The organism is Paenibacillus salivarius (genome assembly GCF_051307165.1).
In the GTDB taxonomy this organism is placed as follows: Bacteria; Bacillota; Bacilli; order Paenibacillales; family Paenibacillaceae; genus Fontibacillus.
In genome coordinates, this window is record NZ_CP195592.1 from 392,222 (window position 1) to 418,174 (window position 25,953).

General features: G+C 52.1%; 22 protein-coding genes. 20 read left to right on the plus strand and 2 right to left on the minus strand.

Annotated features, from left to right (window positions below; all coding sequences use genetic code 11):
* The first annotated feature begins 266 nt into the window (after positions 1-266).
* The 5 genes from ACSFXJ_RS01850 (at position 267) to ACSFXJ_RS01870 (ending at position 4,791) form a co-directional block, all read left to right on the plus strand.
* Positions 267-1,034, plus strand: a complete 768-nt coding sequence (locus ACSFXJ_RS01850; protein ID WP_435923531.1) for a sporulation protein — start codon at positions 267-269, stop codon at positions 1,032-1,034.
* A 151-nt stretch (positions 1,035-1,185) separates the two neighbouring features.
* The gene (locus ACSFXJ_RS01855) at positions 1,186-1,905 is read left to right on the plus strand and encodes a PspA/IM30 family protein (protein ID WP_435923532.1); all 720 of its coding nucleotides are present in this window, start codon (positions 1,186-1,188) and stop codon (positions 1,903-1,905) included.
* A gap of 4 nt (positions 1,906-1,909) precedes the next feature.
* Positions 1,910-2,941 (plus strand): TFIIB-type zinc ribbon-containing protein, encoded by a 1,032-nt coding sequence (locus ACSFXJ_RS01860; RefSeq protein WP_435923533.1) that lies wholly within the window; start codon positions 1,910-1,912, stop codon positions 2,939-2,941.
* A complete protein-coding gene (locus ACSFXJ_RS01865; RefSeq protein ID WP_435923534.1) occupies positions 2,938-3,723 on the plus strand; it encodes a TPM domain-containing protein in 786 nt (261 codons plus the stop codon). Before ACSFXJ_RS01860 ends, ACSFXJ_RS01865 begins: the two co-directional genes overlap by 4 nt.
* A gap of 18 nt (positions 3,724-3,741) precedes the next feature.
* Entirely contained in the window at positions 3,742-4,791 is a 1,050-nt protein-coding gene (locus ACSFXJ_RS01870; protein WP_435925654.1) for an SPFH domain-containing protein, read from the plus strand.
* A gap of 595 nt (positions 4,792-5,386) precedes the next feature.
* Here ACSFXJ_RS01870 and ACSFXJ_RS01875 read toward each other — a convergent pair.
* Both ACSFXJ_RS01875 and ACSFXJ_RS01880 read right to left on the minus strand, forming a co-directional pair.
* A complete protein-coding gene (locus ACSFXJ_RS01875; protein WP_435923535.1) occupies positions 5,387-6,382 on the minus strand; it encodes a dimethylarginine dimethylaminohydrolase family protein in 996 nt (331 codons plus the stop codon).
* A gap of 151 nt (positions 6,383-6,533) precedes the next feature.
* Positions 6,534-7,673, minus strand: coding sequence for a DUF4261 domain-containing protein (locus ACSFXJ_RS01880; protein ID WP_435923536.1), 1,140 nt, complete (start codon positions 7,671-7,673; stop codon positions 6,534-6,536).
* Positions 7,674-7,991: 318 nt separating this feature from the next.
* On the opposite strand from ACSFXJ_RS01880, the gene ACSFXJ_RS01885 reads away from it, so the two are divergent.
* The 15 genes from ACSFXJ_RS01885 (at position 7,992) to ACSFXJ_RS01955 (ending at position 25,919) form a co-directional block, all read left to right on the plus strand.
* Entirely contained in the window at positions 7,992-8,615 is a 624-nt protein-coding gene (locus ACSFXJ_RS01885; RefSeq protein WP_435925655.1) for a pectate lyase, read from the plus strand.
* A 127-nt stretch (positions 8,616-8,742) separates the two neighbouring features.
* A complete protein-coding gene (locus ACSFXJ_RS01890) occupies positions 8,743-11,532 on the plus strand; it encodes a glycoside hydrolase family 3 C-terminal domain-containing protein (protein ID WP_435923537.1) in 2,790 nt (929 codons plus the stop codon).
* 247 nt (positions 11,533-11,779) lie between these two features.
* Positions 11,780-13,006 carry a hypothetical protein gene (locus ACSFXJ_RS01895; protein ID WP_435923538.1) on the plus strand — a complete coding sequence of 409 codons (1,227 nt, stop codon included), beginning with the start codon at positions 11,780-11,782 and terminating at the stop codon, positions 13,004-13,006.
* A 361-nt stretch (positions 13,007-13,367) separates the two neighbouring features.
* On the plus strand, positions 13,368-15,806 hold the full coding sequence (locus ACSFXJ_RS01900) for a PqqD family protein (protein ID WP_435923539.1): 2,439 nt from the start codon (positions 13,368-13,370) through the stop codon (positions 15,804-15,806).
* Between the two features lie 17 nt (positions 15,807-15,823).
* Entirely contained in the window at positions 15,824-17,149 is a 1,326-nt protein-coding gene (gene mpaD / locus ACSFXJ_RS01905) for a daptide-type RiPP biosynthesis aminotransferase (protein WP_435923540.1), read from the plus strand.
* Between the two features lie 931 nt (positions 17,150-18,080).
* Positions 18,081-18,197 carry a hypothetical protein gene (locus ACSFXJ_RS01910; RefSeq protein ID WP_435923541.1) on the plus strand — a complete coding sequence of 39 codons (117 nt, stop codon included), beginning with the start codon at positions 18,081-18,083 and terminating at the stop codon, positions 18,195-18,197.
* A gap of 242 nt (positions 18,198-18,439) precedes the next feature.
* Positions 18,440-18,577 (plus strand): daptide-type RiPP, encoded by a 138-nt coding sequence (locus ACSFXJ_RS01915; protein WP_435923543.1) that lies wholly within the window; start codon positions 18,440-18,442, stop codon positions 18,575-18,577.
* Positions 18,578-18,641: 64 nt separating this feature from the next.
* Positions 18,642-18,779, plus strand: a complete 138-nt coding sequence (locus ACSFXJ_RS01920; RefSeq protein ID WP_435923544.1) for a daptide-type RiPP — start codon at positions 18,642-18,644, stop codon at positions 18,777-18,779.
* A gap of 103 nt (positions 18,780-18,882) precedes the next feature.
* Entirely contained in the window at positions 18,883-20,037 is a 1,155-nt protein-coding gene (gene mpaP / locus ACSFXJ_RS01925; protein WP_435923545.1) for a daptide biosynthesis intramembrane metalloprotease, read from the plus strand.
* A 3-nt stretch (positions 20,038-20,040) separates the two neighbouring features.
* The gene (locus ACSFXJ_RS01930; protein WP_435923546.1) at positions 20,041-20,943 is read left to right on the plus strand and encodes an ABC transporter ATP-binding protein; all 903 of its coding nucleotides are present in this window, start codon (positions 20,041-20,043) and stop codon (positions 20,941-20,943) included.
* Complete coding sequence (locus ACSFXJ_RS01935; protein ID WP_435923547.1) at positions 20,940-22,178, plus strand: ABC transporter permease; 1,239 nt, start codon at positions 20,940-20,942, stop codon at positions 22,176-22,178. The genes ACSFXJ_RS01930 and ACSFXJ_RS01935 overlap by 4 nt, the downstream gene beginning before the upstream one ends.
* 18 nt (positions 22,179-22,196) lie before the next feature.
* Complete coding sequence (locus ACSFXJ_RS01940) at positions 22,197-23,036, plus strand: SDR family NAD(P)-dependent oxidoreductase (RefSeq protein ID WP_435923548.1); 840 nt, start codon at positions 22,197-22,199, stop codon at positions 23,034-23,036.
* Between the two features lie 74 nt (positions 23,037-23,110).
* Complete coding sequence (gene mpaM / locus ACSFXJ_RS01945; RefSeq protein ID WP_435923549.1) at positions 23,111-23,935, plus strand: daptide-type RiPP biosynthesis methyltransferase; 825 nt, start codon at positions 23,111-23,113, stop codon at positions 23,933-23,935.
* Entirely contained in the window at positions 23,932-24,534 is a 603-nt protein-coding gene (locus ACSFXJ_RS01950) for a TOMM precursor leader peptide-binding protein (RefSeq protein WP_435923550.1), read from the plus strand. Before mpaM ends, ACSFXJ_RS01950 begins: the two co-directional genes overlap by 4 nt.
* Positions 24,531-25,919 carry a YcaO-like family protein gene (locus ACSFXJ_RS01955; RefSeq protein ID WP_435923551.1) on the plus strand — a complete coding sequence of 463 codons (1,389 nt, stop codon included), beginning with the start codon at positions 24,531-24,533 and terminating at the stop codon, positions 25,917-25,919. The genes ACSFXJ_RS01950 and ACSFXJ_RS01955 overlap by 4 nt, the downstream gene beginning before the upstream one ends.
* Positions 25,920-25,953: the final 34 nt, after the last annotated feature.

Here is a 25,953-nt window from a genome sequence, read left to right on the forward strand (position 1 = left end):
CAGCGCCGTTATTCGTGGGAATTTCACCGTTTTTGAAATCTAACGGATGCCACAGCCGTTATTTTACAAAAAAGTGGCCTCATTCATGGCCTAAGAAGCCAAATAAAGGCGCTGACATCCGTTAGATTTTCAAATGGGGGCTTTTTTGGCAAATAAGGGCTGTCGCGAGCGTTAGAATCACACGTGTGACCATCCCCGACACGAACCAATATCCAACAATTCCCTCCCCATGATATAATTAAATATCTTGTATCGGGAGGGGTATCATGTCATTCGTTAGTAAGTTATTGGCAAGTGTGGGGATCGGATCGGCAACGGTGGATACGAAGCTTCAACGGAGTCAACTGGTACCCGGAGAAATCGTGGAGGGCGTTGTCGAGGTAAAGGGCGGAAATATCGCCCAAGACATCGACGGGCTTTATCTGACTTTGTTTACTACCTATGAGCGTTCGGCGAATGACAATAGGATGACGGAGCAAATCGCGATTGGCCGGTATCAACTGACCCCGTCTTTCGGAATTCAACCGGATGAGGTGAAACAATTTCCGTTTTCCTTCCAACTGCCGGTGGATACTCCGGTTACGATCGGAAAAACGAACGTTTGGGTGCAAACCGGCCTGGACATTAAAAATGCAATCGATCCTTCGGATCGCGATCATATTGAAATTGTTCCGACGTCGTTAGCTTCGGGCATATTCGACGCTTTGGAAACGCTGGGTTTCCGGATGCGGAGCGCAAATTGCGAAGAAGCAAAAGGGATTTTCCGCAATCATCGCCCATTTGTTCAGGAGTTTGAATTTTCGCCGGTCAGCGGGGAGTATCATCAAAGGCTCGATGAGCTGGAAGTCGTATTTTTGCCTCAATCTGAAGGCTATAAAGTAATCATGGAAGTGGACCGCAGGGCGCGAGGCTTTTCGGGATTATTGGCCGAAGCCATGGATATGGACGAAACGAAGATCAGCTTTATCGTTACGCCGTCGGATATCCCTAATCTGCCGCGCATTCTGGACTCCTTTATTTCCCGGTATTGTTAACTCGATGTCAAACGAAAAAGCGCCTGGCGAACCAGGTGCTTTTTTTGCCTTGATTCCAGGTTCGGACTTGCTAAAATCTCATATTTGAAACCATTCCCCCGAAACAAATGTATTATTATAAAAAGAAGCACGACCAAGGAGGTACGGAACGATGGGAATCTTGTCGAGGTTCGGGGAAATCATGAGAGTCAATATCGGCGCGCTGCTGGAGCGGGCGGAGGAGCCGGAAAAGGCCGTCGATGCGTATATGAGAAAGATGAACAGCGACCTGGGCCAGGTCAAGGCGGAAGCGGCTTCAACCTTTGCGGCCGAAAGCAGAGCCAAACGGGAGCTCGATGAGTGCAATGCCGAGATCCGTAAGCTGCAGCGGTACGCGGAGAAGGCGGTAGAGTCGGGAGACGAGGAAGGCGCGCTTAAATTTTTGGAACGAAAGGCCAAACAAGCGGAGAAGCTGGGCGAACTGCAAACGGCTTATGACCAGGCTGCCGCCAATGCGACCGGCATGAAGAAGCTGGAGGAAAAGTTGATTTCCGATATGAACCGGTTGGAAGCCCGGCGGTTGGAGCTGAAGGGGAAGATGGCGGAGGCTCAAGCGATTCGGGAGAAAAATGCCGGAGCTTCGTCGGCCGGCGGCGTGGATGCGGCTTTTCGCGCGGCGGAGCAGAAGGCGGATATGGCCTTGTACGAAGCGCAAGCGTTGGCCGAGTTAAGAGCCGGAACGCAGGAAGACGATCTGGATGAGCTTATCGCCCAATTGGAGAAGGGGATGAGCGCCAAGGCGGATACGAATTCAACGCCGGAGGGGCCACAGCCAGGAACGGGGGCCGAAGACGAATTGGCCGAGATCAAAGCGAGATTAAAAGGGAAGTGAGTAAATGCCGGTTATCGATTACAAATGTTCGAACTGCGGAAGCAGCATGGTGTTTGACAGCGAAACGGGGACGTTGTCCTGCCTCAGCTGCGGGAGAAAAGACAATATCGAGCGGATTCCGGATCCGCTAAAACACCAAATATTTACGGAAGACGAAGTCAAGGAGTACCACTGCAACAGCTGCGGCGCCGTCATCGTGACGGAACCCGAGACCAGCGCCACCACCTGTAGCTTTTGCGGCTCCGCGGTCGTGTTGAGCGATCGTTTGACCGGGAGGCTTGCGCCGGTGCAGGTGCTGCCTTTTTCTGTCAGCAAGGAAGAAGCGATACAGGCGTTCAAAAAATGGTGCAGAAAAGGTCTGCTTACTCCCAGCGGCTTCATGACGGCGGACCGGATCAAGGGCATTACGGGGATTTACGTCCCGTTCTGGTTATATGACTTACATAACAATGTGGAGGTCCATGCCCATGGCACCAAGGTAAGATCCTACACAAGAGGCGACTATGAAATTACGGAAACGGATCACTTCGATATTTACCGGAAGATCCGCCTGGATTATACCCGGCTGCCGATCGACGCGTCGGAGAAAATGAACGATGGACTGATGGATAAGCTCGAGCCTTTTCCTTACGATCAGCTCAAGGATTTCAAAACGCCTTATCTGGCCGGATATATCGCCGAAAAATACAGCTACACCGATAAAGAACTGTTCCCGCGGGCCAAGGAAAAGGTGGATCCTTACATCCATGCTTATATTTCTTCAACGGTAAACGGGTATGCAACGGTCAATTACACGGATAAACATATCGACACCAGGGTCAAACAGGCGAATTACGTACTGCTTCCCGTATGGATGGTACAGTATGATTACAACCGGTCGGAGTACACGTTTGCCATGAACGGCCAAACCGGGAAAGTGGTCGGCAAGCCGCCGATCAGCATGGGGAAGGTGACCGCCTGGTTTGCGGGCGTTTCCTTCGTCTCGCTCCTGTCGCTGAAGCTGATTTCGTGGATGATGGGAGGCGGTTTTTTATGAGAAAGCATCTTTCATTGACGGCGGCGCTATTCATGGTCCTCTTCTGCCTCCTCGGGCCGTTTGCGGTGCCGGCGGATGCGGCGGCGGAGACGAAAACGCTCATTTTCGATGAAGCCGGCCTGCTCAGCCAGACCGATGCGGAGGAACTGAACGCGATGGCGAACGAATACGGAGCCGAAAGGGAAACGGACATCATTATCTACACCTCCAACAATCTCGAAAATAAAGACGTCGTGATCATGACGGAGGATTTTTATGACGACCGGGCTCCGGGATACGACAAACCGCACGGCAATGCCGTGATCCTGACCATGGATATGTATAACCAGGATATCTACCTGGCCGGCTTTTACAAGGCGGAGGATTACTTGGATGACAGCCGGCTTGACAAGATCCGGGATAAGATTACCCCCGACTTATCGGAAGGCGACTACAGGGCGGCATTTGAAAAATATATTAAAACGGCGCACCGTTATATGGGGTTTAAACCGGGAGTGAATCCAGACAACATTTTGTTCAAACTTTGGTTCCAACTGGGCGGCGCCCTGGTGATCGGAGGCATCGTGGTGGGCATTATGGCTTACCGTTCCGGCGGACGGGTAACCGTAGGCTTCAAAACCTATGAGGATGCAGGCACCTCGGGGGTGCTGGAGCACGCGGACCGGTACATTCGCACGACGGTGACGAAGCGGAAGATCGAGAAGAGCAGCAGTTCAAGCGGCGGTGGCGGAGGAACGACCAGCGGCGGGCATTCGCACAGCGGCAGCAGAGGATCATTTTAAACGAAGGGATGGGGCATGATGGGTTTTTTTAAAAATCAATTTTCAAATGTGGTGGAATGGGAAGAATTCAGGGACGACATGATTTTCTGGAAATGGAGCAACCGGGAAATCAAGAAAGGGAGTAAGCTGATTATCCGTTCCGGCCAGGACGCTATTTTCATCAACAACGGAAAAATCGAAGGGATTTTCAAAGATGAAGGGGAGTTCCAGATCGAATCGGAAATCATTCCGTTTTTATCGACGCTAAAAGGGTTTAAATTCGGCTTCAACAGCGGCATGCGTGTAGAGGTGCTGTTCGTGAATACGAAAGAATTCACCGTTCGGTGGGGGACGCAAAGCCCGATCCTGATCCCGACTCCCCAACTGCCTGGCGGGTTGCCGATTCGCGCCAACGGGACGTTCAATTTCAAGGTGGATGACTACGTTACCCTGATCGACAAAATCGCGGGCATCAAACAAAGTTATCTCGTCGATGACGTGAAGATCCGGATCACTTCCGTGCTGGACCAGCTTTTGATGAAATGGATCAGCAGGGAAGGCAAGGACATGTTCAATCTGCAGGCCAACGCCTCGGACATTGCGAAGGGCATTCGCGAAGATCTGGATATGCAGGTGATGGATAACGGAATCACGATTACCGGCTTCCAAGTGATGAGCTTCAACTACCCCAAAGAAATCCAGGATATGATTACGAAGACGGCCTCCTACGAGATGATCGGGAATTTGCAAAAATACCAGCAGGTCAGCATGACGGACGGCATCGCTTCGGGCAAAGTGCAAGGAGGCGGTACGGCTGCGGATATGGCGGGCATGATGATGGGCATGAACATGGCGAACGAGATGATGAAAAATATGAATCAGAATCAGCAGCAGAATCAGAATCAGAATCAGCCGCAGAGTCCGCAAAATCCGGGCCAGAATCCCGGGGCAGGTCAGAGCGCTGGCTCGAATCAGCAGCAGAGTCCAAACCAAAATGCCGAAGGCGCGAAAAAGCCGAACTTCTGCCCGAACTGCGGTACGAAAACCGAAGGTGCCAACTTCTGTCCGAATTGCGGGCAGAAGCTGTAACCCGGGTTGCCGCGCGCTGCGGGAGTCCCCTTTCACGAAACGGTGGGAGTACCTCTGATTAGGGGGCCGGTCGGCAAGGAGGTCGGCTTGGGCATATGAGGCGCGTGTTGTATTTTATGCAACATTTGTCCCGTAAAGGGGAGATGCGAGTGAAAGTGTTGTACGGAGTACAACATTTTTGCATCATATTCCACCAAATGGACTTCATTGCGCTCAAAATCCTGTATTTTCTGCAACATATGGGGAGAAGGGCAGCTATTTGAGGGTGAAATGTTGTAAAAAGTACAGCATTGGCGATAAGGTTCGAGGTGCAGAGGCTAGTAGGCTGGCTTTAGCCCGGGGTGCGAGTAAGTTTAGCTAAATATCCATGTGACAAGTGGGATCCAGTGGGCTAACTGGGCTAAATAGGCTAACCGAGCTAAATGAGCTAAATGAGCTAAATGAGCTAAATGAGCATCTGAACTAACTGAGCAAAATTTGGTGTAGGTAAGTGAATTAGTAAATGGAGTAAATTGAGACTTGAGGAGCTCCCTCAAACGACAATCCCCCTTTTTTGGCGGCCGCGGGGCTACCGGAAAAAGGGGGATTTCGCTTTTCAGGAAGGCAGGGAGTCCCGAATCAGCGGCAGCGTGCAGCAATGGATTCCTCCGCCGAGCTTTTCGATTTCGGAGACCTCCACCGGGATCACTTCAAGGCCGTTGCGGGACAGCAGGTCGGCGGTATATTTTCCCTCGCTGGAGCAGATGACTCTTCCGGGCGAGACACACAAGGCGTTGATCGTTAATGCAGGATCTCTGGGGTCAACATGGAGCAGTTCGATATTCCGGTGATGAAGCTCCTCCAGAAACCAGAAGGGCAAGAGGGCAATATTTACGAGCGCTTTCTTCGCATCGACCATGAGGAATGCCTCGTCCAGATGAATAATGGAGGCCGGCAGGTCGATTTCGATCAGATCTATGCCTTGGAACGACAGCAGTTGTTTAAGCTGATGCATGCCCTCGGCGTTGACGCGTTCGGAACGGCCGATCAGGGCGGTATGCTTGTCCAGCATTTCAAAGCTGCCGCCCTCAACGAAGCCGTGGCCTTGGATGGCGCCGAGGATCGGCATTTCCGCCCGGGCAAAGTACCCGGCCGCCAGTCTGGTCTCGCCGTAACGGATGTGGAGCGCAAGCCGGGACAGTATCACCCCGCCCGGTACGACCATCCCCCAGTCACGGGTAAATAACGCCTCCGGCCATTTGGTAGCGGCATCATCCTCCAAAAATACGACCTGCGCCCCTTCTTTCTCCAAGGCCGTCACCAAAGACTGGTGCTGCTTCTGTAGCAGCTTCAGGTTGGGCGGGGCCGGTTTGCGGCTTTTGCCGGTTTTGCCTTTGATTCGGCCAAGCAGCATCGGCCCGAATTCGATTTGCGGAGACGCGTCGTGAAGCTGCATGACTTCCTCTCCGGGCCGATGCATCAATACCCGGCGGATGTGCCCTGCGGGGTTGTCGGCGCCCCAGTTTTCGCCCCAAACGGGCATTAGAAGCCGTGGATCGTGAAAGGCTTCTTTCACGATGGTACGCGACAAATAAGGGAAACGGGAATCCATCAAATTCGGTGCTCCTTTTCGGAATTTCGTAATACCAGCTTTCCCGGGATAGATGTCGTACAATCAACCATTACGTATTTACGTCCGCTGCCTCCGCCGGAAAAAGCCCCCGAACCGAAGGTTCGAGGGCTTTATTTGCGTCCTGCCTGCGTTAAAATCCGATTTTTAAACTTTGTCCGTCCATATATACGCCCTCCGACCGCGTAATCGGCAATTTTTGCTCCGCCGAAAACCCGATCGTTTCCCCGTCTCTTAGAGTGACGTCCTGTTCCACCACGTACAGGGAAATGTCGAAGAGGAATTCGCGGAGATCGGCCGGTTCCGACTGGCTGTCCAGCACTTCGATTTCATCCTTGCCGAAGGATCGAAGGCCTATCGTGTACCCGCTAAGGCCGGTTTCCGTGCGGACGAGGCCAAAGTACACCAGGTTCAACAAAGGCACGGAATCATCGGTTTTTATAATTTCGGCCATGTCGAGAAACATTTCCGGCTGGAAAACGGTGCCGGAGGAATAGAAGCCGACCGCGTTCGGCAGCTTCAGGCAGCTGGCGGCGACCTTCGTGTACAGTTTGCCGGCATCCTGCGGCGAGCCGTTGCGGGTAAAGACCGCCACGATGATCTGGGCGACATGCGTCCGGGTCACCTCCACGGCCGAAGGCCAGAGGTAGTTGCCTTGCGCAAAATGTTCGGCCTCCCCATCCGGCACGGGAGCATCCACAAAGCTTAAGGCAACCATGTACCCTTCCGGTTGGAAGACAAGGATGCCTTCTTTTTCCGAGGCGTCCTCCGAATCATCGCTTTCCGAAGAAGCAGAGCTGTCAATGTTCCAATCGCGAAGCAGATTGGCTTTAATTTGCTCGAGGTCGCACTCGTGAGAGTTCAGCAAAATGAACCCGTTGAATAAACCGCCGGATTCCGATCCGTCCTCTTCTTCGGCCGAACCGTCTTGCGCTTGCTCCGCTTCGATTTCCGCGGCGCGCTGCATCCAATACTCCCGGATCATTTCCACCATGGCGATGGCGTCCTGTTTCGCGGTAGCAGGGTCATAGGGCTGCATTTCGCTGAAAATATGGCCGCAATGTTCGGTGGCCGACGGATCTTCATAACCGCCGACGACGCCGAGGAGCCATTTTCCGAGGATGCTTTTCTTGTACTTGATCAGATAGTAATGCATGTTATGTAAATCAAATTCTCCGGCGATCTCTATTTTGGCGGGGTTTTTGCCAAGCTCGTTCTCATGCGCAAGCCAATCCGTCATGGATTGGAGGGCGGCTTGTTGTTGGGCACTCATAATAATAGGTTCCTCTCCTCTTTGGAATTCGAATGCTATAAATGTGTATATTCTACCAATTGGGAGGAAATGAATCAATATTTTGCTGGATTGGATAGATTCTAGAAGGGTGAAATCCGGTTCTTTTCATATACCATAATATTGAAAATAAGTAATCTTATATAATGATTATATACGTTATTCCTTTCTCGTGGTACGCTCAGGACAAGTCCGGGTGAGGAGCACATCATTTCGGGCTATCATCTGAATGAAGGGACGGGGATTCTGGTGAAAAAGTTGTTGAGTCTGGTAGTTTCATTGGGTATCGTCGGCAGTTTGATGAGTGCGGCACCGGTACCAAACGCCCATGCGGCGGAGACAGTGAATTCCACCATCATCGTCAAGGCAGGAGAGACTTTTGACGGAGGCGGCAAAACTTACGTGGCCAACCCGAACACGCTTGGTGACGGCAGCCAGGCGGAGAACCAGAAGCCGATCTTTCGCCTGGAGAACGGGGCCACGTTAAAGAACGTGATTATTGGCGCGCCGGCGGCAGATGGGGTTCATTGTTATGGGAACGCTACCATTCAGAATGTGACCTGGCTTGACGTAGGGGAAGACGCTTTAACGCTGAAGTCCAAGGGGACGGTCAATATTACGGGCGGCGCGGCTTATAAGGCTTATGACAAAGTATTTCAGATGAATGCCGAAGGAACCATCAATATTAAAAACTTCAAAGCCAATGACATCGGCAAACTGGTTCGCCAAAACGGCGGGTCAAGCTATAAGGTCGTCATGACGGTGGACAATTGCGATATCTCCAAGGTGAAGGATTCGATCCTTCGGACGGACAGCAGCACATCAACGGGGAAAATCACCAATACCCGATATTCCAACGTGCCGACCTTGTTCAAAGGCTTTGCTTCGGGCAAAACGAGCGAGTCCGGCAATACGAAGTACTAGAATAGATTTTGAGGGAGCCCTGCGGCATTCGTGCCGCCGAGGGCTCTTTTTAATGGATTTTTCGCATTAGATAATGTACTTTATATATAGCTGTCAATTCGAATATCATTACATAAGGAGCGAAGACATGAATACAGAGAAGATAGGAGTTCCCTTGGAAGGCTTTGCCGAGTTTAGCAGGAAGGTAGCGGCGGAAGGCGCGGTATTGCTGAAAAACGACGGGCATGCGCTTCCGATCCGCAAAGGCGAAAGCGTTTCAATTTTCGGTAGAATCCAGGTGAATTATTACCGTAGCGGCACAGGGTCCGGCGGAAGCGTCAATGTAGCGTATACGACGAACCTGTTGGAAGGTCTTCGCGCCAAAAAGGACATTGTCATTAACGAGGAACTGGCTGCCGTATATGAGCAATGGATCGAACAAAATCCGTTCGACAACGGCGGAGGCGGCTGGGCGGCCGAGCCGTGGCATCAGAAGGAAATGCCTTTAACCGGCGAGCTGGTGCAAGCGGCCAGACGGAAGTCCGACAAAGCGATCGTCGTTATTGGGCGCACCGCGGGCGAGGATCAGGATAACGCCAATGCGCCGGGCAGTTACCAGCTGACGCCGGATGAGAAGGATATGTTGAAAAAGGTGACCGCGCACTTTGAGCAAACGATCGTGGTCCTGAATGTATCCAACATTATCGATATGAGCTGGATGGATGACGACAGCTATACCCATCCGATTCCAAGCGTCATTTACGCATGGCAGGGCGGCATGGAGGGCGGCAACGCGATTGCCGACGTGCTGGTCGGCGACGTGACTCCAAGCGGGAAACTGACCGATACGATCGCCTACTCTATCGAGGATTACCCGTCCACAAGCAACTACGGCAACGAGTTCAAAAATTTGTATCAGGAAGACATCTATGTCGGTTACCGATATTTCGAGACGTTTTGCCCTGATAAAGTTCATTTCGAATTCGGTTTCGGTCTTTCGTACACGGAGTTTTCCATCGAGCCGGAAGAAGCCAAACAGGTCGTCAAAGAGGGCGAGAAGTATATTGAGATTGGCGTAACCGTCAAAAATACCGGAACGATCTATGCGGGCAAAGAGGTCGTGCAAGTGTACGCGGAAGCGCCGCAAGGCAAGCTTGGCAAACCGGCCAAAGTGCTCGCGGCCTTCGCGAAGACGAAGGCTCTGCAGCCGGGCGAATCGCAGCGTCTCACGATCAGCTTCCCCGTTAACACCTTAGCTTCCTATGACGATGGCGGGGTGACGGGATACCGTTCCGCTTACGTTTTGGAAGAAGGCGTTTACCAATTCTATGTGGGAAACAGCGTCAAGAAATTGGCGAAAGTCGGCGTGGACGGTCAAAACGGTTATACCGTGGATTCGCTGCAACTCGTTCAGCAGCTTGAGGAAGCGCTGGCTCCGACGGAAAGCTTCACCCGAATCAAGCCTGGAGCTCGGAAGGCGGACGGCTCGTACGAGCTTACGTATGAAGAGGTCCCTAAACGAAGCATCTCCTTGGCGGACCGCATCGAGAGCCGCTTGCCGGAAACGTTGAAGCAGACGGGAAACCAGGGTTACAAATTAAGAGACGTGTACGATGGAAAAATCAGCATGGAAACCTTTATCGCGCAGCTTAGCGACCAGGACTTGGCGGTTATCGTCCGCGGCGAAGGCATGGTGAGTCCGCTCGTTACGCCGGGCACGGCTTCGGCTTTTGGCGGAGTCAGCAGCAGTTTGTTCAATTTCGGCATCCCGGTCGGCTGTACGGCCGACGGTCCGTCCGGAATCCGGATGGATACCGGGGAGAAAGCGACCCAGGTACCGATCGGCACCTTGCTGGCGGCATCGTGGGATCCGATGTTGGTGGAAGAACTGTATGTTCTTGAAGGCCGGGAGCTGGTGAGAAATCAAATCGACACCTTGCTCGGGCCGGGCCTCAACATTCGCCGCAGTCCGTTGAACGGGCGGAACTTTGAGTATTTCTCGGAAGACCCGCTGATTACGGGAGTTTTTGCGACCGTCTGCACGCGGGGAATTAAGAAAGGCGGCTCGAACGCCACGTTGAAGCATTTCGCCTGCAACAATCAGGAGAAGCACCGCAGCAAGGTGGACGCGGTCGTGTCCGAGCGCGCGGTCCGGGAGATTTATCTCAAGGGCTTTGAAATGGCGGTCAAAGAAGGCGGCGCCAATTCCATTATGACGGCATACAATCCGGTTAACGGGCATTGGTCGGCTTCGAACTATGATCTGAACACGACGATTTTGCGCGGAGAGTGGGGCTTTAAAGGCATCGTGATGACGGACTGGTGGGCCGTGATGAACGACGTGGCCGAAGGCGGACCCGCGGACCGGAAATACACGAACTTCATGGTTCGGGCGCAAAACGATCTCTATATGGTCGTGAGCAACTACGGCGCGGAAATCAACGCCTATGACGACAATACGATCGCTTCCCTGGAGAACGGGACCTTGACCCGCGGAGAATTGCAGCGGAATGCCATGAACATCTGCGAGTTTCTGATGCATGCGCCCGTATTCTCGAGAAAACAAGTGTTCAACGAAACGGTTCATTCCTTCGCGGCCGCCAATCCGTCTGTAGCACCGGAACAGGTGCAGGAATTGTCGCGCGACTCCCAAGTGAAGCCTGCGGCTGAAGGGTCGGCGTATATGAAGGTCGACGAGGCTGGCCAATATTGGGTGACCGTCAATATGATGTCTCCGGACAGCCACCTGGCTCAAAGCGCCTGCAATATTTTGCTGAACGGCCAGCTTTTGACGACGGCGCAGACCAACGGTACGGAAGGAAAATGGTTCAGACAGCGGCTGGTGAAAATCGAATTGGAGGCCGGGCTTTACGAGATGAAGCTTGATTTCATCAAACCGGGCTTGCAGATCGGGTGGATCGAGTTTAAGCGGGTATAAACGACTAATACATCAGGCTGCCGGGCTAGCTCGGCAGCCTGATTTTTTTGCTTTAAGAGGTGGAGCATAGGATTAAAGCTCTGTTTTTCGACAAAATTAGAGGTTTTTTTGATCGATGTAGCGAAACTCTCATAGGATTAAGGAGTTATAGTCGGTGATTTTTTTTCACCAGCTAACTTTAATTGACATCCATTCGGGATGCATTACAATGTACTTACAACAGCCCTAATTAAGGAAGGTGTATGGCATGTCAGAACAAGGGCAGACGGCCGGAATACGAAACCGAATTCATACGGTGATTCGACAAAATTCCGATCGGGGGTTTATTCCACATAACGGGGATATTCAAGTTGGTGCGGAAATGGGGGCGATTCTCGACGAAGCGCTTACCCTGGCCGATTCCGTGCAGACCTTGGATGTCTTTATTTTGGTGCTCATGGAAACCGTAAAGCTTTTGACACACGCCGATGATTCTTCGGGGGCTTTGGGCGATATCATCCGCCGATGCACGGCGGTGATCGAGGAGCTCTGCAGGACGGCGGATGAAGCGAATCGTAAGCTTTTCTTCGATAAACTGATCAAAGCTTCAACCAATAACGACCTGAAGGAATGGAAGAGCGTGGGCTATGGTTTGCTAAAGGGAACGGTTTATCTGGTGGAGGATTATAGCCAAGTCCAAAAAGTATATGATACCTTTGAAACTCTCGGCCCGCCGAGCGACGGAAAAAAATGCTCCGAAGAGTACCTGATTACGTTCGGCATGATTGAACGGCTCGACGGAAAGGCAGCGGCGGACCGATATTTAAAGGATCATCTGGATGTGCCCGAGCTGAGAAAGCTGGCTGTTGAACAAGCTATTGCCGAGAAACAATATACATACGCCGAAAAGTTATGCACCCAGGCTTTGGGGATGGAAGAACGCTGGAACCTCAGAGATTCGGTTTGGCCGCGTTACCTGGAGACGATTTATGCGGCAACGTCCGAAATAGAAAAGTTGACGGAAATCGTTCATCTGATCCTGATTAACGGACAACCTTCCTATTATTCGAAGCTTCAACAACTGTACGAGGCCCAGGGTGTTTGGGAGAAGAAAAAGGAGCCGCTGCTGGAGCAGCTGTCCACGGCGCTAACCGAGAACGAGTACGCAACGGTTCTGATCGAAGCCGGCGAGTTTGCGAGACTGCTCGAATTAATGGATAAGCATAACCACCTGATCGAGCATTATGGGGAGCAGGTGGCGGAGCACGATCCGGAAGCGGCCTACGAAATTTATGAGACGTTTATCTTGGACCAGGCGGAAGAGGCGACCGAACGTGAAGAGTATAAAGTCGTTTGCGAAGCGATCCATAATTACTTCACGGCGGGAGCGAAAACCAGAGCATTGGAGCTCATCGACCGCCTGAGCGAAATGTATCCGCATCGAGCCGCCATGCTGGACGAGCTGGGGCGGCTGAGGGAGATGCTGGTGAAGTAAAGAGCATATTAAGGAAGCATGAAATACATAAGGCTGCCCAATACGGTTGGGTGGCCTTTTTGTTGCGGCCTGTATCGGACACCACAAGGTTCGTTTGCGGTCCGCCGGGTGCCGATATTGCGTTGGGATTGCGGCGAAAAAACGCAATTTGATTGTGGTAAAACGAATATGGGTTTTCGGTGTAAAACTGGAAAATATAGCTTATGATTAGATCAAGGAAAACAACAAGAGAAAAAACGAAACGAACAACGAATGAAAAACGAACACATACCATGAACAACTTATAGGGCCAATGAAAAGCCCCTACATACAGAACCAAGCAAACAGGAAAGAAGGAAACCTTTGAAAAGGGGATGAGGAAATGCTGAAGCTATCATTCGGAAGCGGAGTCACGCTAGCATACTTTGAACATCATCCGACCCGGTTATTTACGGCAAGCGATCATCTGGACTGCCGGTACGTGAGAGCCTACTTTAAGCAGCAAGGCGCAACGGCTACTCAATATGTGGAGCCAAACTTATCGAATATATATGATGCCGCCGAAGACTTGATTGCGCTGGGTAACGAACGGATTGCATTTTATGTGACCGCCGCGAACTCCCGGTTATGCGAGAGATTAACGGTTGTACTGAAAGAACTGGATGACCGCTGCCAAATCGTATGGTTCGGAGAATATGCCGGCGTACATGGAGAAGCTTTGATGAATCGGACCCAGGTTGACGGTTTGGTAATGCGGGAACCCGAAGCCACGCTGTATGCCCTGTCAAATGCAGAGCCGGAAGAATGGAACGCCATCCCGGGATTCCTCGGCAGAGACGGGGGCGAGAATTCATATACGAGTGAACCGGATTCATCCTTATTATACGAGCTCGACCAATTTAACGGAATCTGGGAGGACGCGGCCCAAACGAGACAGACCCCGATCTTCAACATCAAATGCGCGGATCGTTTGGGGCGTGAAGACCATAAAAACGGGTTGCGGACGCATTCGCCCGACAGGTTCAAGCGGGACCTTGAACTCGCCGTTCAAGCGGCTTCCAGAGCAGCAGGGGCCAGACTTCATATCGAAGGATTCCAGCATCTGCATCATACAACAGCAAGAAACGAAATCCTTGAGATATTGGCGCAAGCTAAGGAAAAAATCAGCTTTAAAGTGGAAGTGCCGTTGGAGTGGATGACGGACGATGACTTTCGGGAGCGGCTCGGGCGGTCGGGCATTACGGAAATAATCATGATCGCACCGATGCTGATGACGGAACGGCAAGTTCGGGAAGGGAACTCATTCATTGATCATTTAAAACATCTTAAGGCATCGGATAAAAGACTGACGATTGCGGTTAAGCTGACGGACTCCTTCATTGAGGCCCCGGAAGCCGACTCGAGGCATACCGCAGAGTGGTTGACGGCCTGGACATCGGAAGCCGTGATCGACGGCAACCATGTAAAAGCCGAGACCAACCAGCCGGGGCGGGAGCGGGACAGATTATTTTTATCGGAACCGATCCAGTCGTATCTACTGAAAAATGCAACCCATGAACCTCAGTCGGCACTGACGAATGGATATGTGGCATACATGACGGGAAGTTACCCCGGTCCGTCGACGGGAGGAAGCGTTAAGCATATCGGATACACGGAGGGAACCTGGAACGCATCGTCGGTTCATCGTCTGGGGGAGTACTCCGGGATCAACAGCGCACTTTTATTCGAACATAACCAAGTTATCCGGGAAGAAAAGTATGAGAATATTTATGCGGATCAAGACGGAGTTTGGAAGCGGGAAAACGGGATTTTTGACGGGCTCCTGCATACGGCGGAACAGGAACAGTACTATTTGTCCAATGCCCATCAAATGATTCGCCGGAACGACCATGAGTTTGAATTGCAGATGAATGATTTTCTCCAATGGAAGCCGCTGCAAGTTCGCAGCATGGACTATTCGACGGCTACACGGCTGCAGCCGGATGGAGACGAGGTTGAGTTTCAGTTTTTGGAGATTACTTCGGAAGAGGATCTGGATGTATTCCTGCAGGATGTGGATCACTTTAGCCGCACCGGAAAGTTCCGGCATGGTTTTGAAATCCAATCCTATATGGTCGATAGCTGCCGCTGGTCGGGAGCCCACCATTGCAGGGCAAGAGAACTGCCGAGGATATTCGTGGACGGTCAAGATCAGATATCCGCATGCCGGGGCTGTTCGGCCATCGGGGACATGTACGATACCTTTGATAGCTTGTTGACGCAGGTATCCATCATCAGCGACCAGGAGCAATTACTGCGGGGCTGCAGAACGTGTGAAATCAAAGATTCGTGCTCCAAGTGCAGCTTTTTGCCCGGCTACATGAACCGTCAGCAGTACTGCGATTTGCGGAAGAAGCATGTCATGCTGCATCGATACATGCAAATGGTTCAGTTGTTCAAAGGTTTGAGGAAATATACGCAAGCGCTCCAAGGGATCGGGATTCCGGAAATCAGGGTTTCCTTGCCGACCTGCACGCATCAATGGCCCCGGCAAGGTGGCGACAACATCAACTCCTTTGTCCACGATACGGTATTTCTGTTCTTTGTCCGGAACGAACCTATGCTATTCCACGCCGTGAGTCAGAAGATCATGAAGCTGAACGAACTGACCGCGCTGATTCTGGAAGCATTTATGGCCGGAGCCGACGAGCAGGAGCTGGTGGAGCATATTGCCGAGAAGTATCAGGTTGAAAAGGAATACGCAGCCAAGTCCGTTTCCCAGGCCATGGAGATGTTTACACGCGAGGGCTGTCTGAAGAAAATGCCGGCGAAAGCCGTTTGAAAGGAGGGAATTGCCCTATGTTAACCCCAACAACGAATTATCCGATGGTCCATCCGCTTAAGGATGTTCGGCTCGGCGGGGAGCTTACTCCGCTCGCGATCGGAGACGGAATCTACGTTCAGGATACGAACGGAAGAACCTATATGGACGGGATCAGCGGGCTGTGGAATATATCGCTGGGCTATCGTCATCCGGGTATTCGCCAAGCCATTATCGATCAACTGGATGCGCTGCCCTATGTAAATCCCGTAGACCAGAGCAATCCGACGACGTTGCAATTTGCCGAAACGCTGCTGCGTATCACGCCGGAGCACTTAAGCAAGGTGGCCTATACCTGCACGGGCTCGGAATCGGTGGAGCTCGCGATCAAGCTGATCCGCAAATACCATCATCTCCGCGGCCGGCCGGATAAAACCATGATCGTCGTCCTGGATAAGTCGTATCACGGCAGCTACTACGGCTCCATGAGCGCCAGCGGGATCGACCAGGAGATTTCCGAGAGCTACGGACCAAAGGTGCCAGGCTTCTTCTTCCATCCGGTTCCGGTATGCGGACACTGTACGCCGGGGCATATCGCCGAAGCTTGCCTCGATCTGAAGATCCGGGAATTGGAGCAGCTTTTCGAACAGGAAGGTTCTACGATCGGCGGAGTCCTGTTGGAACCGATCATCGGTTCCGGCGGAATTATACCGCTGCCTGACCGGTATCTTCGCAAAGTGAAAGAATTGTGCCTGAAGTATGATGCCTTACTGGCCTTTGATGAAGTCGCGACGGGGATGGGGCGGACGGGAAAAATGTTTGCCTTCGAGCATAGCGGAGTCGTACCGGATATTCTGTGCCTGTCCAAAGGCATCAACAGCGGATATTTGCCGCTGGGGGCGACCTTGTTCAGCGAGGCGATTCAGCAGGCCTTTGCCGGGGCCGCTTCACATATCGAGCATCTATCCACGCAAAACGGGAACCCGATCGCTTGCGCCGCAGGAATCGCGACAGTCAAAGCGTTGGAAGAGCCGGGGATGCTTGAATCGGTAGAAAAAAGGGGGGCACAGCTCCGAAGCGCGCTGCAGGAAGCCCTCGGGAACAATCCGATCTTCCTGGAAGTCCGCGGGAAGGGTCTGATGGTCGGGGTAGCCCTAACCGCAGACCGTGGGACCGAAGCATGCCTTCCGCCGGAACGCCTTGCGGAGCTTGTCGGCAAGCTGAAACGCCGGGGACTTATCGTCTATCCGTTCAACACGCCGGAATTAACGACAGGTTTTCATCTGTTCCCGCCGTTTGTCATCCAAGAGCACGAGATAGAGATGATGGTGCAGATCATCAAGAAGGTGCTTGAAGGGAGGTGATGAGGGGTGAAGCATAATCTCTCCTGCAAGCTGGACGAAATTCAGGTCCATCTTCTACCCGAATGGTTGAAAGCCGGGATTACACGATTGGCTTATACCCTTTAAGCCGCGTTGTAACTATACAATTCGCCTACAAGCTTGGCTAACAAGAATGAATAAAAACCAATAACTTTCTGTAAGGAGGTGAGCCGCTTGGTAAGAGTGATTCTCCCGATCATTTATCCGATTCTCCCGATTATCCCTATCGTTTTTCTGTAAGCTGAAGCAGCAGTCCAATCGTACATCCGGCAATAACCTATATATAACGCTAAGATATTCACGGTAAAGGAGGTGAGCAGCATGCAAAAGAATCTGTCCTTGCAATTCGAAGAAATGGAAGCCGTTGCGGCTCCGGGTTGGGTTGATGTCGCCATCGGCGTAGCTGTAGGCGTGGGCATCGGCGTAGCGTTGACATAATTTCCTTCAACCGGGTTTTCATAGATTTTTCGAACAACCATTTTTGTAACGGAGGTGAACGACATGGCAGCCATTTGGCCGATTGTAGGACCTGTCATCGGACCTATCATTCTTCCGATTATTCCGCCGATTATTTCTCTGTTCTAATCATCAAATCATGTTCATGCAAAGGAGGTGAGCAGCATGCAAAAGAATCTGTCCTTGCAATTCGAAGAAATGGAAGCCGTAGCGGCTCCGGGTTGGGTTGATGTCGCCATCGGCGTAGCTGTAGGCGTGGGCATCGGCGTAGCGTTGACATAATTTCCTTCAACCGGGTTTTCATAGATTTTCAATCAACAATTTCTGTGCGGGAGGTGAACGACATGGCAACTCTTTGGCCGATCGTAGGACCGATTATTATCATCCTGCCAATTATTCCGCCGATCGTTTCTCTGTATTAATCATCAAATCATGTCATGCAAAGGAGGTGAGCAGCATGCAAAAGAATCTGTCCTTGCAATTCGAAGAAATGGAAGCCGTAGCGGCTCCGGGTTGGGTTGACGTCGCTATCGGAGTGGCTGTAGGCGTAGGCATCGGCGTAGCTTTGACATAATCTCAATCATCCAGGTACTTAGATAAATTGACGAATTTTCGCAAAAGGAGGTGAGCAGCATGCAAAAGAATCTGTCCTTGCAATTCGAAGAAATGGAAGCCGTAGCGGCTCCGGGTTGGGTTGACGTTGCTATCGGCGTGGCCGTAGGCGTAGGTATCGGCGTAGCGTTGACTTAATTTAGCCCTCATTGAATCGCACATTCCTTATTTTTAATACCAAAAAAACAATAAATGGAGGAATTTATGATGACAAATCCAGCATTGGCTCTGCAATTCGAGGAAATGGAAGCAGTAACGGCTCCCGGGGACGGAGCGTTTCTGGCCGGCGTAGGCGTAGGCGTCGCAATTGTAGCAGGAGCGGCTGTAGTCGTTCTTACCTAAGATCGCTAAGATCGGCGGCACTTCATAAACAATTAAAAATACCAATTAAAAGGAGAAGATGATGATGAACAACACTCTTAATTTGCAAATGGAGCTTTTGGAGGATGTTGCAGCGCCGGGTAGTGCCAGAGATTTCGTGGAAGGCGTAGCCGTAGGCGTAACGATCGCAGGCGGAGTCGTCGCGGTTATCGCATTAACGTAAGACCCGAATATGTCTAAGACTCCTCTCCCGTTAGGGAAGCAGCAGCCTGCGGGAGAGGGATCTTACATAACTTTAATCATGAAAGCATTGAGGTGAGCATTCGATGGAAGCGGTAAATCAATTGGAAATTCACGAAATTGAAAATAACTATTTCTTAGTTCAACATACAGTCCATCAAAAATACGTCAAGTTAGGGGTTCGGGAAGTCGAATTCCTGCGGCTGTTAACGCGGGAGGGAGATTTGAAATCGGCGGAAAGCCAATATGCCGGAAGCCTTACGGAAGAAGAAAGAGCGTTCCTGTACGAAAAGTTCAGCGAGTGGGGATTTCTGGACAGCGCCCCGCCCGAGGCGGAAGAGCAGCGCAAAAAATGGAGGTTCAACTGGAAGATCGATGATATTTCCACGATTAAGTTCTTGTCCGTCAATCCGGATCAGTGGTTAACATCGATGCTGCCGGTCATACGCACCATCCTGCATCCGATTACGATTGTCCTTTTTGCCATCCTTATTCTAACCGCAGGTACCCTGCTTGTAAACGATCCGGCCATTATCAACGGCCTGTCATTCGCACAGCTTGGATTCGGCAGTTACGTTGTCATCTACATCATGCTGCTGATGACGACCGTCGTGCATGAATTCGCCCATGGCATGGTGTGCAAGTATTACGGCGGGCGCGTCAAGCAAATGGGAGCCATGCTTTTCTACTTGAGTCCGGCGATGTTTTGCGATGTGAGCGATACCTACAAGTTTAAAAAGAAGAGTCACAAGTTAGCCGTGTTGTTTGCAGGGATCTTCAGTCAGTGGATTATGACCTCGATCGCGCTAGTGACCTACTATGCATTCGCCAGCTTTCAAGTGCATATTCCAGTGCTCTTCTTCTACGGGATTGCAAATCTGGGGCTGAGCATAATCAATATGCTTCCGCTGGTGAAGCTTGACGGATATTGGATGTTGAGTCACGGACTTGGAATCACCAATCTCCGTACCAAAGCATTTCAAGCATTTTTTAAGCTCATTACGCCATGGAAAAGGAAAAACCAGGGCCCGGCCAGTTTGAAGGAAAGGATCATTCTGCTGGTCTACGGCTTCGCGGCCGTCATATTCGCACCATGCTTTTGGGGCTGGGGGCTCTACAGTATTCAGCAGCGGTTGTACTCTTTTCTTGGGGCGACCAGCTTCATCATCACTGCGGGGATTGCCTGCGTGCTGCTCTATCATGGAACCAAATTTATTATCAAAATAAATAAGGCGGTGTAAATCATGACACTTGAAGTAAAACAATTAGTCAAAAAATACGGAGATGCGACGGTACTCCACGGAATATCGCTGAAGGCCAACTCCGGCAAAGCATTCGGGCTGCTGGGAGGCAATGGAGCCGGAAAAACGACGACGATCCGGTCCGTGCTCGGATTGGTGGACTACGATGCCGGAGAAGTGCATTGGGACGGAATCCCCATCCTGGCGAATCGCCCCAGCATCGGTTATTTGCCGGAAGAGCGGGGCTTGTACCCGAAGGAGAAGGTGAGCGAGCAGCTCGTTTATTTCGCCAGACTTGAGGGGATGGATCGTTCGGGCGCCATCAAATCGATGAAAAAATGGCTAGAACGTCTCGGCATCGAAGAGCATGAGCATAAAAGAGTGGAGCAATTGTCCAAGGGGAACCAGCAGAAAGTCCAGATTATTTCGGCTCTAATCCATGATCCGGAGCTGGTCATTCTCGACGAGCCGTTCAGCGGTCTGGATCCGGTCAATTCGGAGCTGCTCGCCTCCGTGGTGAAGGAACAGCTGGGCAAGGGAAAAACGATGATCTTTTCCAGCCACCAGATGGGGCATGTCGAGCAATTTTGCGAAGAGATTTGCATCCTGAAGCGCGGAAGAATGATGGTATCCGGCAAATTGGCGGACATCAAAAAGTCTTACGGGCGCCGGAATCTGGTGCTCCGAAGCGAGAATGACCTGAACCCGCATTTGGCGGCGTTCGGTTTCCACAATGAGGATGTCGACCATCATGCCCACGAATGGCAGCTCACCCTTGAACATGAAGAGCAAGGCAATGAACTGCTGCAGCGGCTCACGAGCCAGGGCGTAAACCTGCTGAAATTTGAAATTAAGGAACCGACATTGCATGAAATATTTATCGAAAAGGTGGGGGAAGTATCATGAGACAATTCGGATTGGTATTCGGCTATTCATTTATGGAGCGGGTGCGTTCCAAAGCGTTCAGAGTCATGACGGTCATCATGATCCTGATCCTGGCGGCGCTGATCATTCTCCCTAAATTTTTGGGAGAGGCCCAGAACATGGCCAAGGGGGATATCGCCATTCTGGATACCGCGGGAATCGTCACCGAGACGGAAGGGTTCCGGCAGCAGGTGTCCGATTCCTACAATTGGCGGGTCATCCAAGAGGCGGATCTGGCCAAGGAGAAGGCGGAACTGGAGAAAGAGGGCGAGGTATTGGGGATCGTCACGATCGGCGAGAAGGATAGCCGGCCCGTTTTAACGGTAACCGTGAACAAGATGGATGACGCCGCCGACTATTTATCTCCATTAAACAGTTACGTGCAAAATTTATATACCCTGTCGGAAATGAACAGGCTGGAGCTTGCTCCTCAGGATAAGGCAAAGTTGACGGCCGCCGTGCAGGTTGAAGTTCAGGAGTTGAAGGTGGGGAGCAAATCGATTACGGCAACCTACTGGCCGATTTATCTGATCATGTTCCTGCTGTACCTGTTGATCTATTTCTTCGGCGCCAATGTGGCGACATCGATCTCGGTCGAAAAAGGCTCACGGGTCAAAGAAATTCTGATTACGAAAGTGAAGCCCATACAGCTGCTTTACGGTAAAGTGCTTGGCGTCGGGCTTGCGGGGCTGCTCCAATTTTCGTTTGTGATCGGCGCGGCTTATCTGATGATGACATTAAGCGGTTCGGGATCGAACCTGGAACTCTTCGGGTTTCAAATCGACTTTTCGATCCTTGAGGGAAAAACGGTGGCCCTCCTTATCGTCTTCTTCATCTTGGGATACTTCTTCTATGCCGCTTTGTTTGCGGCCGCAGGATCCCTTGTCAGCCGAAGCGAGGAAATCAATCAGGTTACGCTTCCTATCTCCTTATTCTTGATGGCGGGATTGTTATTCGGAGTTTTCAACTTGGCGGACGCCGATAGCTCGGCAGCGGTCATCGGCTCCTATGTTCCTTTCGTCACTCCGTTCATGATGTTCATTCGGGTGGGGATGTCGGATCCGACATGGCTGGAAATTCTTCTCCCGACGCTGGTTCTGTTCCTTTCCACACTCGGGGCGTGCTGGCTGTCCGCCAAGGTTTATCAAGTCGGCGTGCTGTTGTACGGGCAAAAGCCGACGCCGAAGCTGATCTATAAAGCGATGAGGTCCTTATAAGAAAGGGGATGAACCACTATGGCGGTTGAAATATCGGCACCGCAAGTTCCGGATTCCCTTTCCCGGCTTCAAAGCGATGCGGCATCGGATCTGGATGCCATCAAGCTGGTCGGCCAATGGGCGCTCGTCACGGGCGCCGGCCGAGGCATCGGAGCGGAAATCGCGCTGCATTTCGCCAGAAAGGGCGCTTCCTTAATCCTGACGGAGCTTCCCGAATTGATGGATCAGGCCGAGGAGGTCGCGGGGCGGCTTCGGGAATCGTATGGCGTGGGAACGGTATGCGAAGCTCTGGATCTCCGGAATATCGAAGGCATTGAGCGATGCGTTCGTTCCATTGAAGAGCAGGGAGTGGACCTTCGATATCTGATCAACAATGCAGGCGTAAATCTGCTGTCGCCCGCGTTGAACCTGACGCAGGAGGAATGGGACTTCGTGGTGGACATTAACCTGAAGGGAACGTTCTTCCTGACCCGGGAAGTGGCCAAAATCATGGTCCGCAACAAAAAGGGTTCCATCGTCATGATCGCCTCGCAGCACGGGGTCGTAGGCAACGAAAACCGGGCGCCCTACTGTGCGAGCAAAGCCGGCCTGATTCATTTGACCAAGGCGCTCGCCATTGAATGGGCGAAATACGGGATAAGGGTGAATGCCGTATCCCCGACATTCGTCGTCACGGATGCAAATCGCAGCATTATTGAAAATCCCCAATTTCAGCGTACCAACCTGCCGAAGGTTCCGCTGCGCAAATTCGCCGAGCCGGAGGACATCGCGAAATCCGTCCTGTTCCTGGCCACGGACGCGGCCGGCATGATTACGGGCCACAATTTGATCGTGGACGGCGGATGGACGATTCAGTAAAGGGACTTCTCAGTTAATCCACAAACGTTACTTATCATGGTTCCTAATTAATCGATTCGAGGAGGTCGGAAAGGATGTACTTTGGAGTATTTAAAGATTTAAGAGATCTGAATATGCCGAATAGCTATGATTTTGATTTGTACGAAGGCTATTATTCCGAATTTTACGAAGCCGTGGCGGGGCGCACGGACTATGATATTCCGCTTCTTCTGGAGCAGGCCCGGCAATACGCCGGGCAGGGCAAGGTCCTGGAGCTCGCTTGCGGATCGGGAAGAATCCTAATGCATATGGCGAATCGTGGATTTCAGGTCGTCGGATTGGATCTTTCCGGGGATATGCTGAACATTTGCCGCAAGAAGCAGGCGCAGCTGCCGGCCAGATTGAGAAACCGGATCGACGTGAAGCAAGGGGACATGACGGATTTTGAGCTGGAGGAAAAGTTTCCGCTCATCGTTTTGTCCGCGACAAGCATCAGCCTGCTGCGTGAAATGGAAGACTTCAGACGGATGCTGGGAACGGTGGAAAGACATCTTGAAGAAGGCGGGCGCTTCATATTCGACTATGTCCTGTCCAATCAGGATCATAATTCGGCGGTACGCGGCGGGCGCGTCAACGGGATTACGCTGGATCTCGGACCGGAGCATAAGCAGTTCGTGCTCATGGGCGAGGAGGAAAATCTGGAAAAGCAGAGCGCGGTGATGAACTTCTATGCGGAAGTGATTCAGCAGGGAGAAACGAAACGTTTCTTCGGTTCCACTTTCAAAAGGTTTTTCCCGGAAGAAGATTTGCTCGGCGCGATTAAGGATTCCTCGTTGCAAATTGTCGAGACCCACACCTATGACCTTGAGGGCGAAGGGAATGTGAGATGCCTCATCCTCGAGAAAGGCGGCAACCGATGAGCGGGTCCGAAATGACCCCGGTTACCGTTTTGTGCGAGGCCGAAGCCATCAACTCGGCGGAGAGCCTGGAACGCTTGTTGCAAGGACTTGGCGTGGCGGTAAACGTCGTGAACCGGTTCGAGGACGTGAATGCGGATTCCGAGCTCGTCGTGGTCCTTCAAGCCGAAAAGGTCGGAGAGGCGTTCAATGCATACGCTCTCCGGAACGGGATTACCTGGCTCCCGGTTCAATTCTCGCATTCGACCGGGAGAATCGGCCCCATCGTCGTCCCCGATTGCTCCGCTTGCTATGAATGCGTACAGCTGCGATCTCGCTCCCATGGGCTTGCGCCTCTGGAGCCGAAAACAACGATGTTCGATCTATCCTGGTCCGTATTGAGCGGCATCGTAGCCATTGAGACGGTGAAATGGATCACCCGCCATACCAATAGTTTTCCGCCGCTGTCTTTAGGCCACCTGATCGAATTTGATCCCTTCCACCTGCAGGGGGATGTAAATCCGGTTTATAAGCTGCCGACGTGCCCTTCTTGCGGGGTTAGGCATCAGGCTCATCTCGCCGCACAGCCTTGGCGGGAGGCGGAATTGGTGCTGGAGCCATGAGCCGCGCGCTGATTCGCAGGTCGGACGCGGGGAGCGCAGCAGGTCGCTCCACCGTGGGCGCCGACGCTGCCTGCCGGGGCTTAACGGCAACATTGCCGGAAAATTTAAGGAAGGCGATTAGTCCGCATGGGGGAATCGTCAGGGGGCTGATGAATTTGAGCTCCGATCCGGGCGATCCGCGCTTGTTCCTCAGTTTGGCGGCTCCGGGCAACCCTAAGTTTTTCGGGCGGGAACAGCATGGGTTGATCGACTTTTTTGCAAGCGGCATGGGATTTACGCCGGAAGAAGCGAACGTCTCGGCGGTCGCGGAAGCGGTGGAAAGGTACTGCGCAGCTTACGTAACCCCGGAACGTACCGTACTGGCGTCCTGGAAGGAGATCGAGGGGGAAGCTCTTCATCCCGACGAACTGCCCCTGTTTACGAAGGAACAGTACGAACAATGGCAATTTCCTTACCGTCCATTTACCGAACAATCCCGAATTCGCTGGGTACAGAGCCGGAGCCTCTCGACCGGACGCTCCAAATGGGTGCCCGCGGCCATCGCCTGGGATTCGTATATCCCTCAGAGCAACGACGAGGAGGCGATTTGCTTCGGTCTAATGACAGGCTCGGCGGCCGGAAGCACGAAGGAGCAAGCCATGATCTCGGGGCTGCTTGAGATCATCGAACGCGATGCCTTTATGATCATGTGGTATAACTCGCTTTCGCTGCCGCGGCTGGACGTCCGTGAATTCGCGGTAGCGGGGCCGTTCAAAGAGCTGTTGGATCCGTCGAGATTCCAACTCGAAGTCGTGGATACGACGAGCGATATCGGTATTCCGTCCGCTTTCGGCTTGCTGACAACCCGGGACGGCAAAGTATCCGTAGGAGGATCGGCGCGGCTATCCATGAAGGACGCGGTGCGGAAAACTTTGATGGAAATCAGCCAGTTGTTTATCGGCAACAAAGGGCAAATATATTCCAAAGCACTGCCCTCTCTTTTGCCGCATCAAGTGACGGATTACGGCTTGAGACTGCCGTACTATGAGCAGCCGTTCGCCAACGAGGAGTTGGCTTTTACGATCGCTTCCGGGGATATCCGGCCGATCCCCGGAGATACCGAAATCGTTCGGGGATCCGAAGCAGAGCGGCTTCAACACATTGTCGACTGCCTGAAAAAGCGCGGGCTGGAAGTGCTGTGCGTGGACGTGACGACCGACGATGTTCGCCAGCTTGGACTTCATGTCGTAAAAATGATCGTTCCCGGAACCGTTCAACTCCCGCGCAGCGAGAAGGAGCGTCTCATTACGAGCGACAGAATTTACAGGACGCCGATGGAGCTTGGCTTGCGAAGCGGGCCGATCAAGCCGGAAGATCTGAACAACAGTCCGCATCCGTTTCCTTGATGCATGCCGGACTTAATTTTATACGATGAGGACG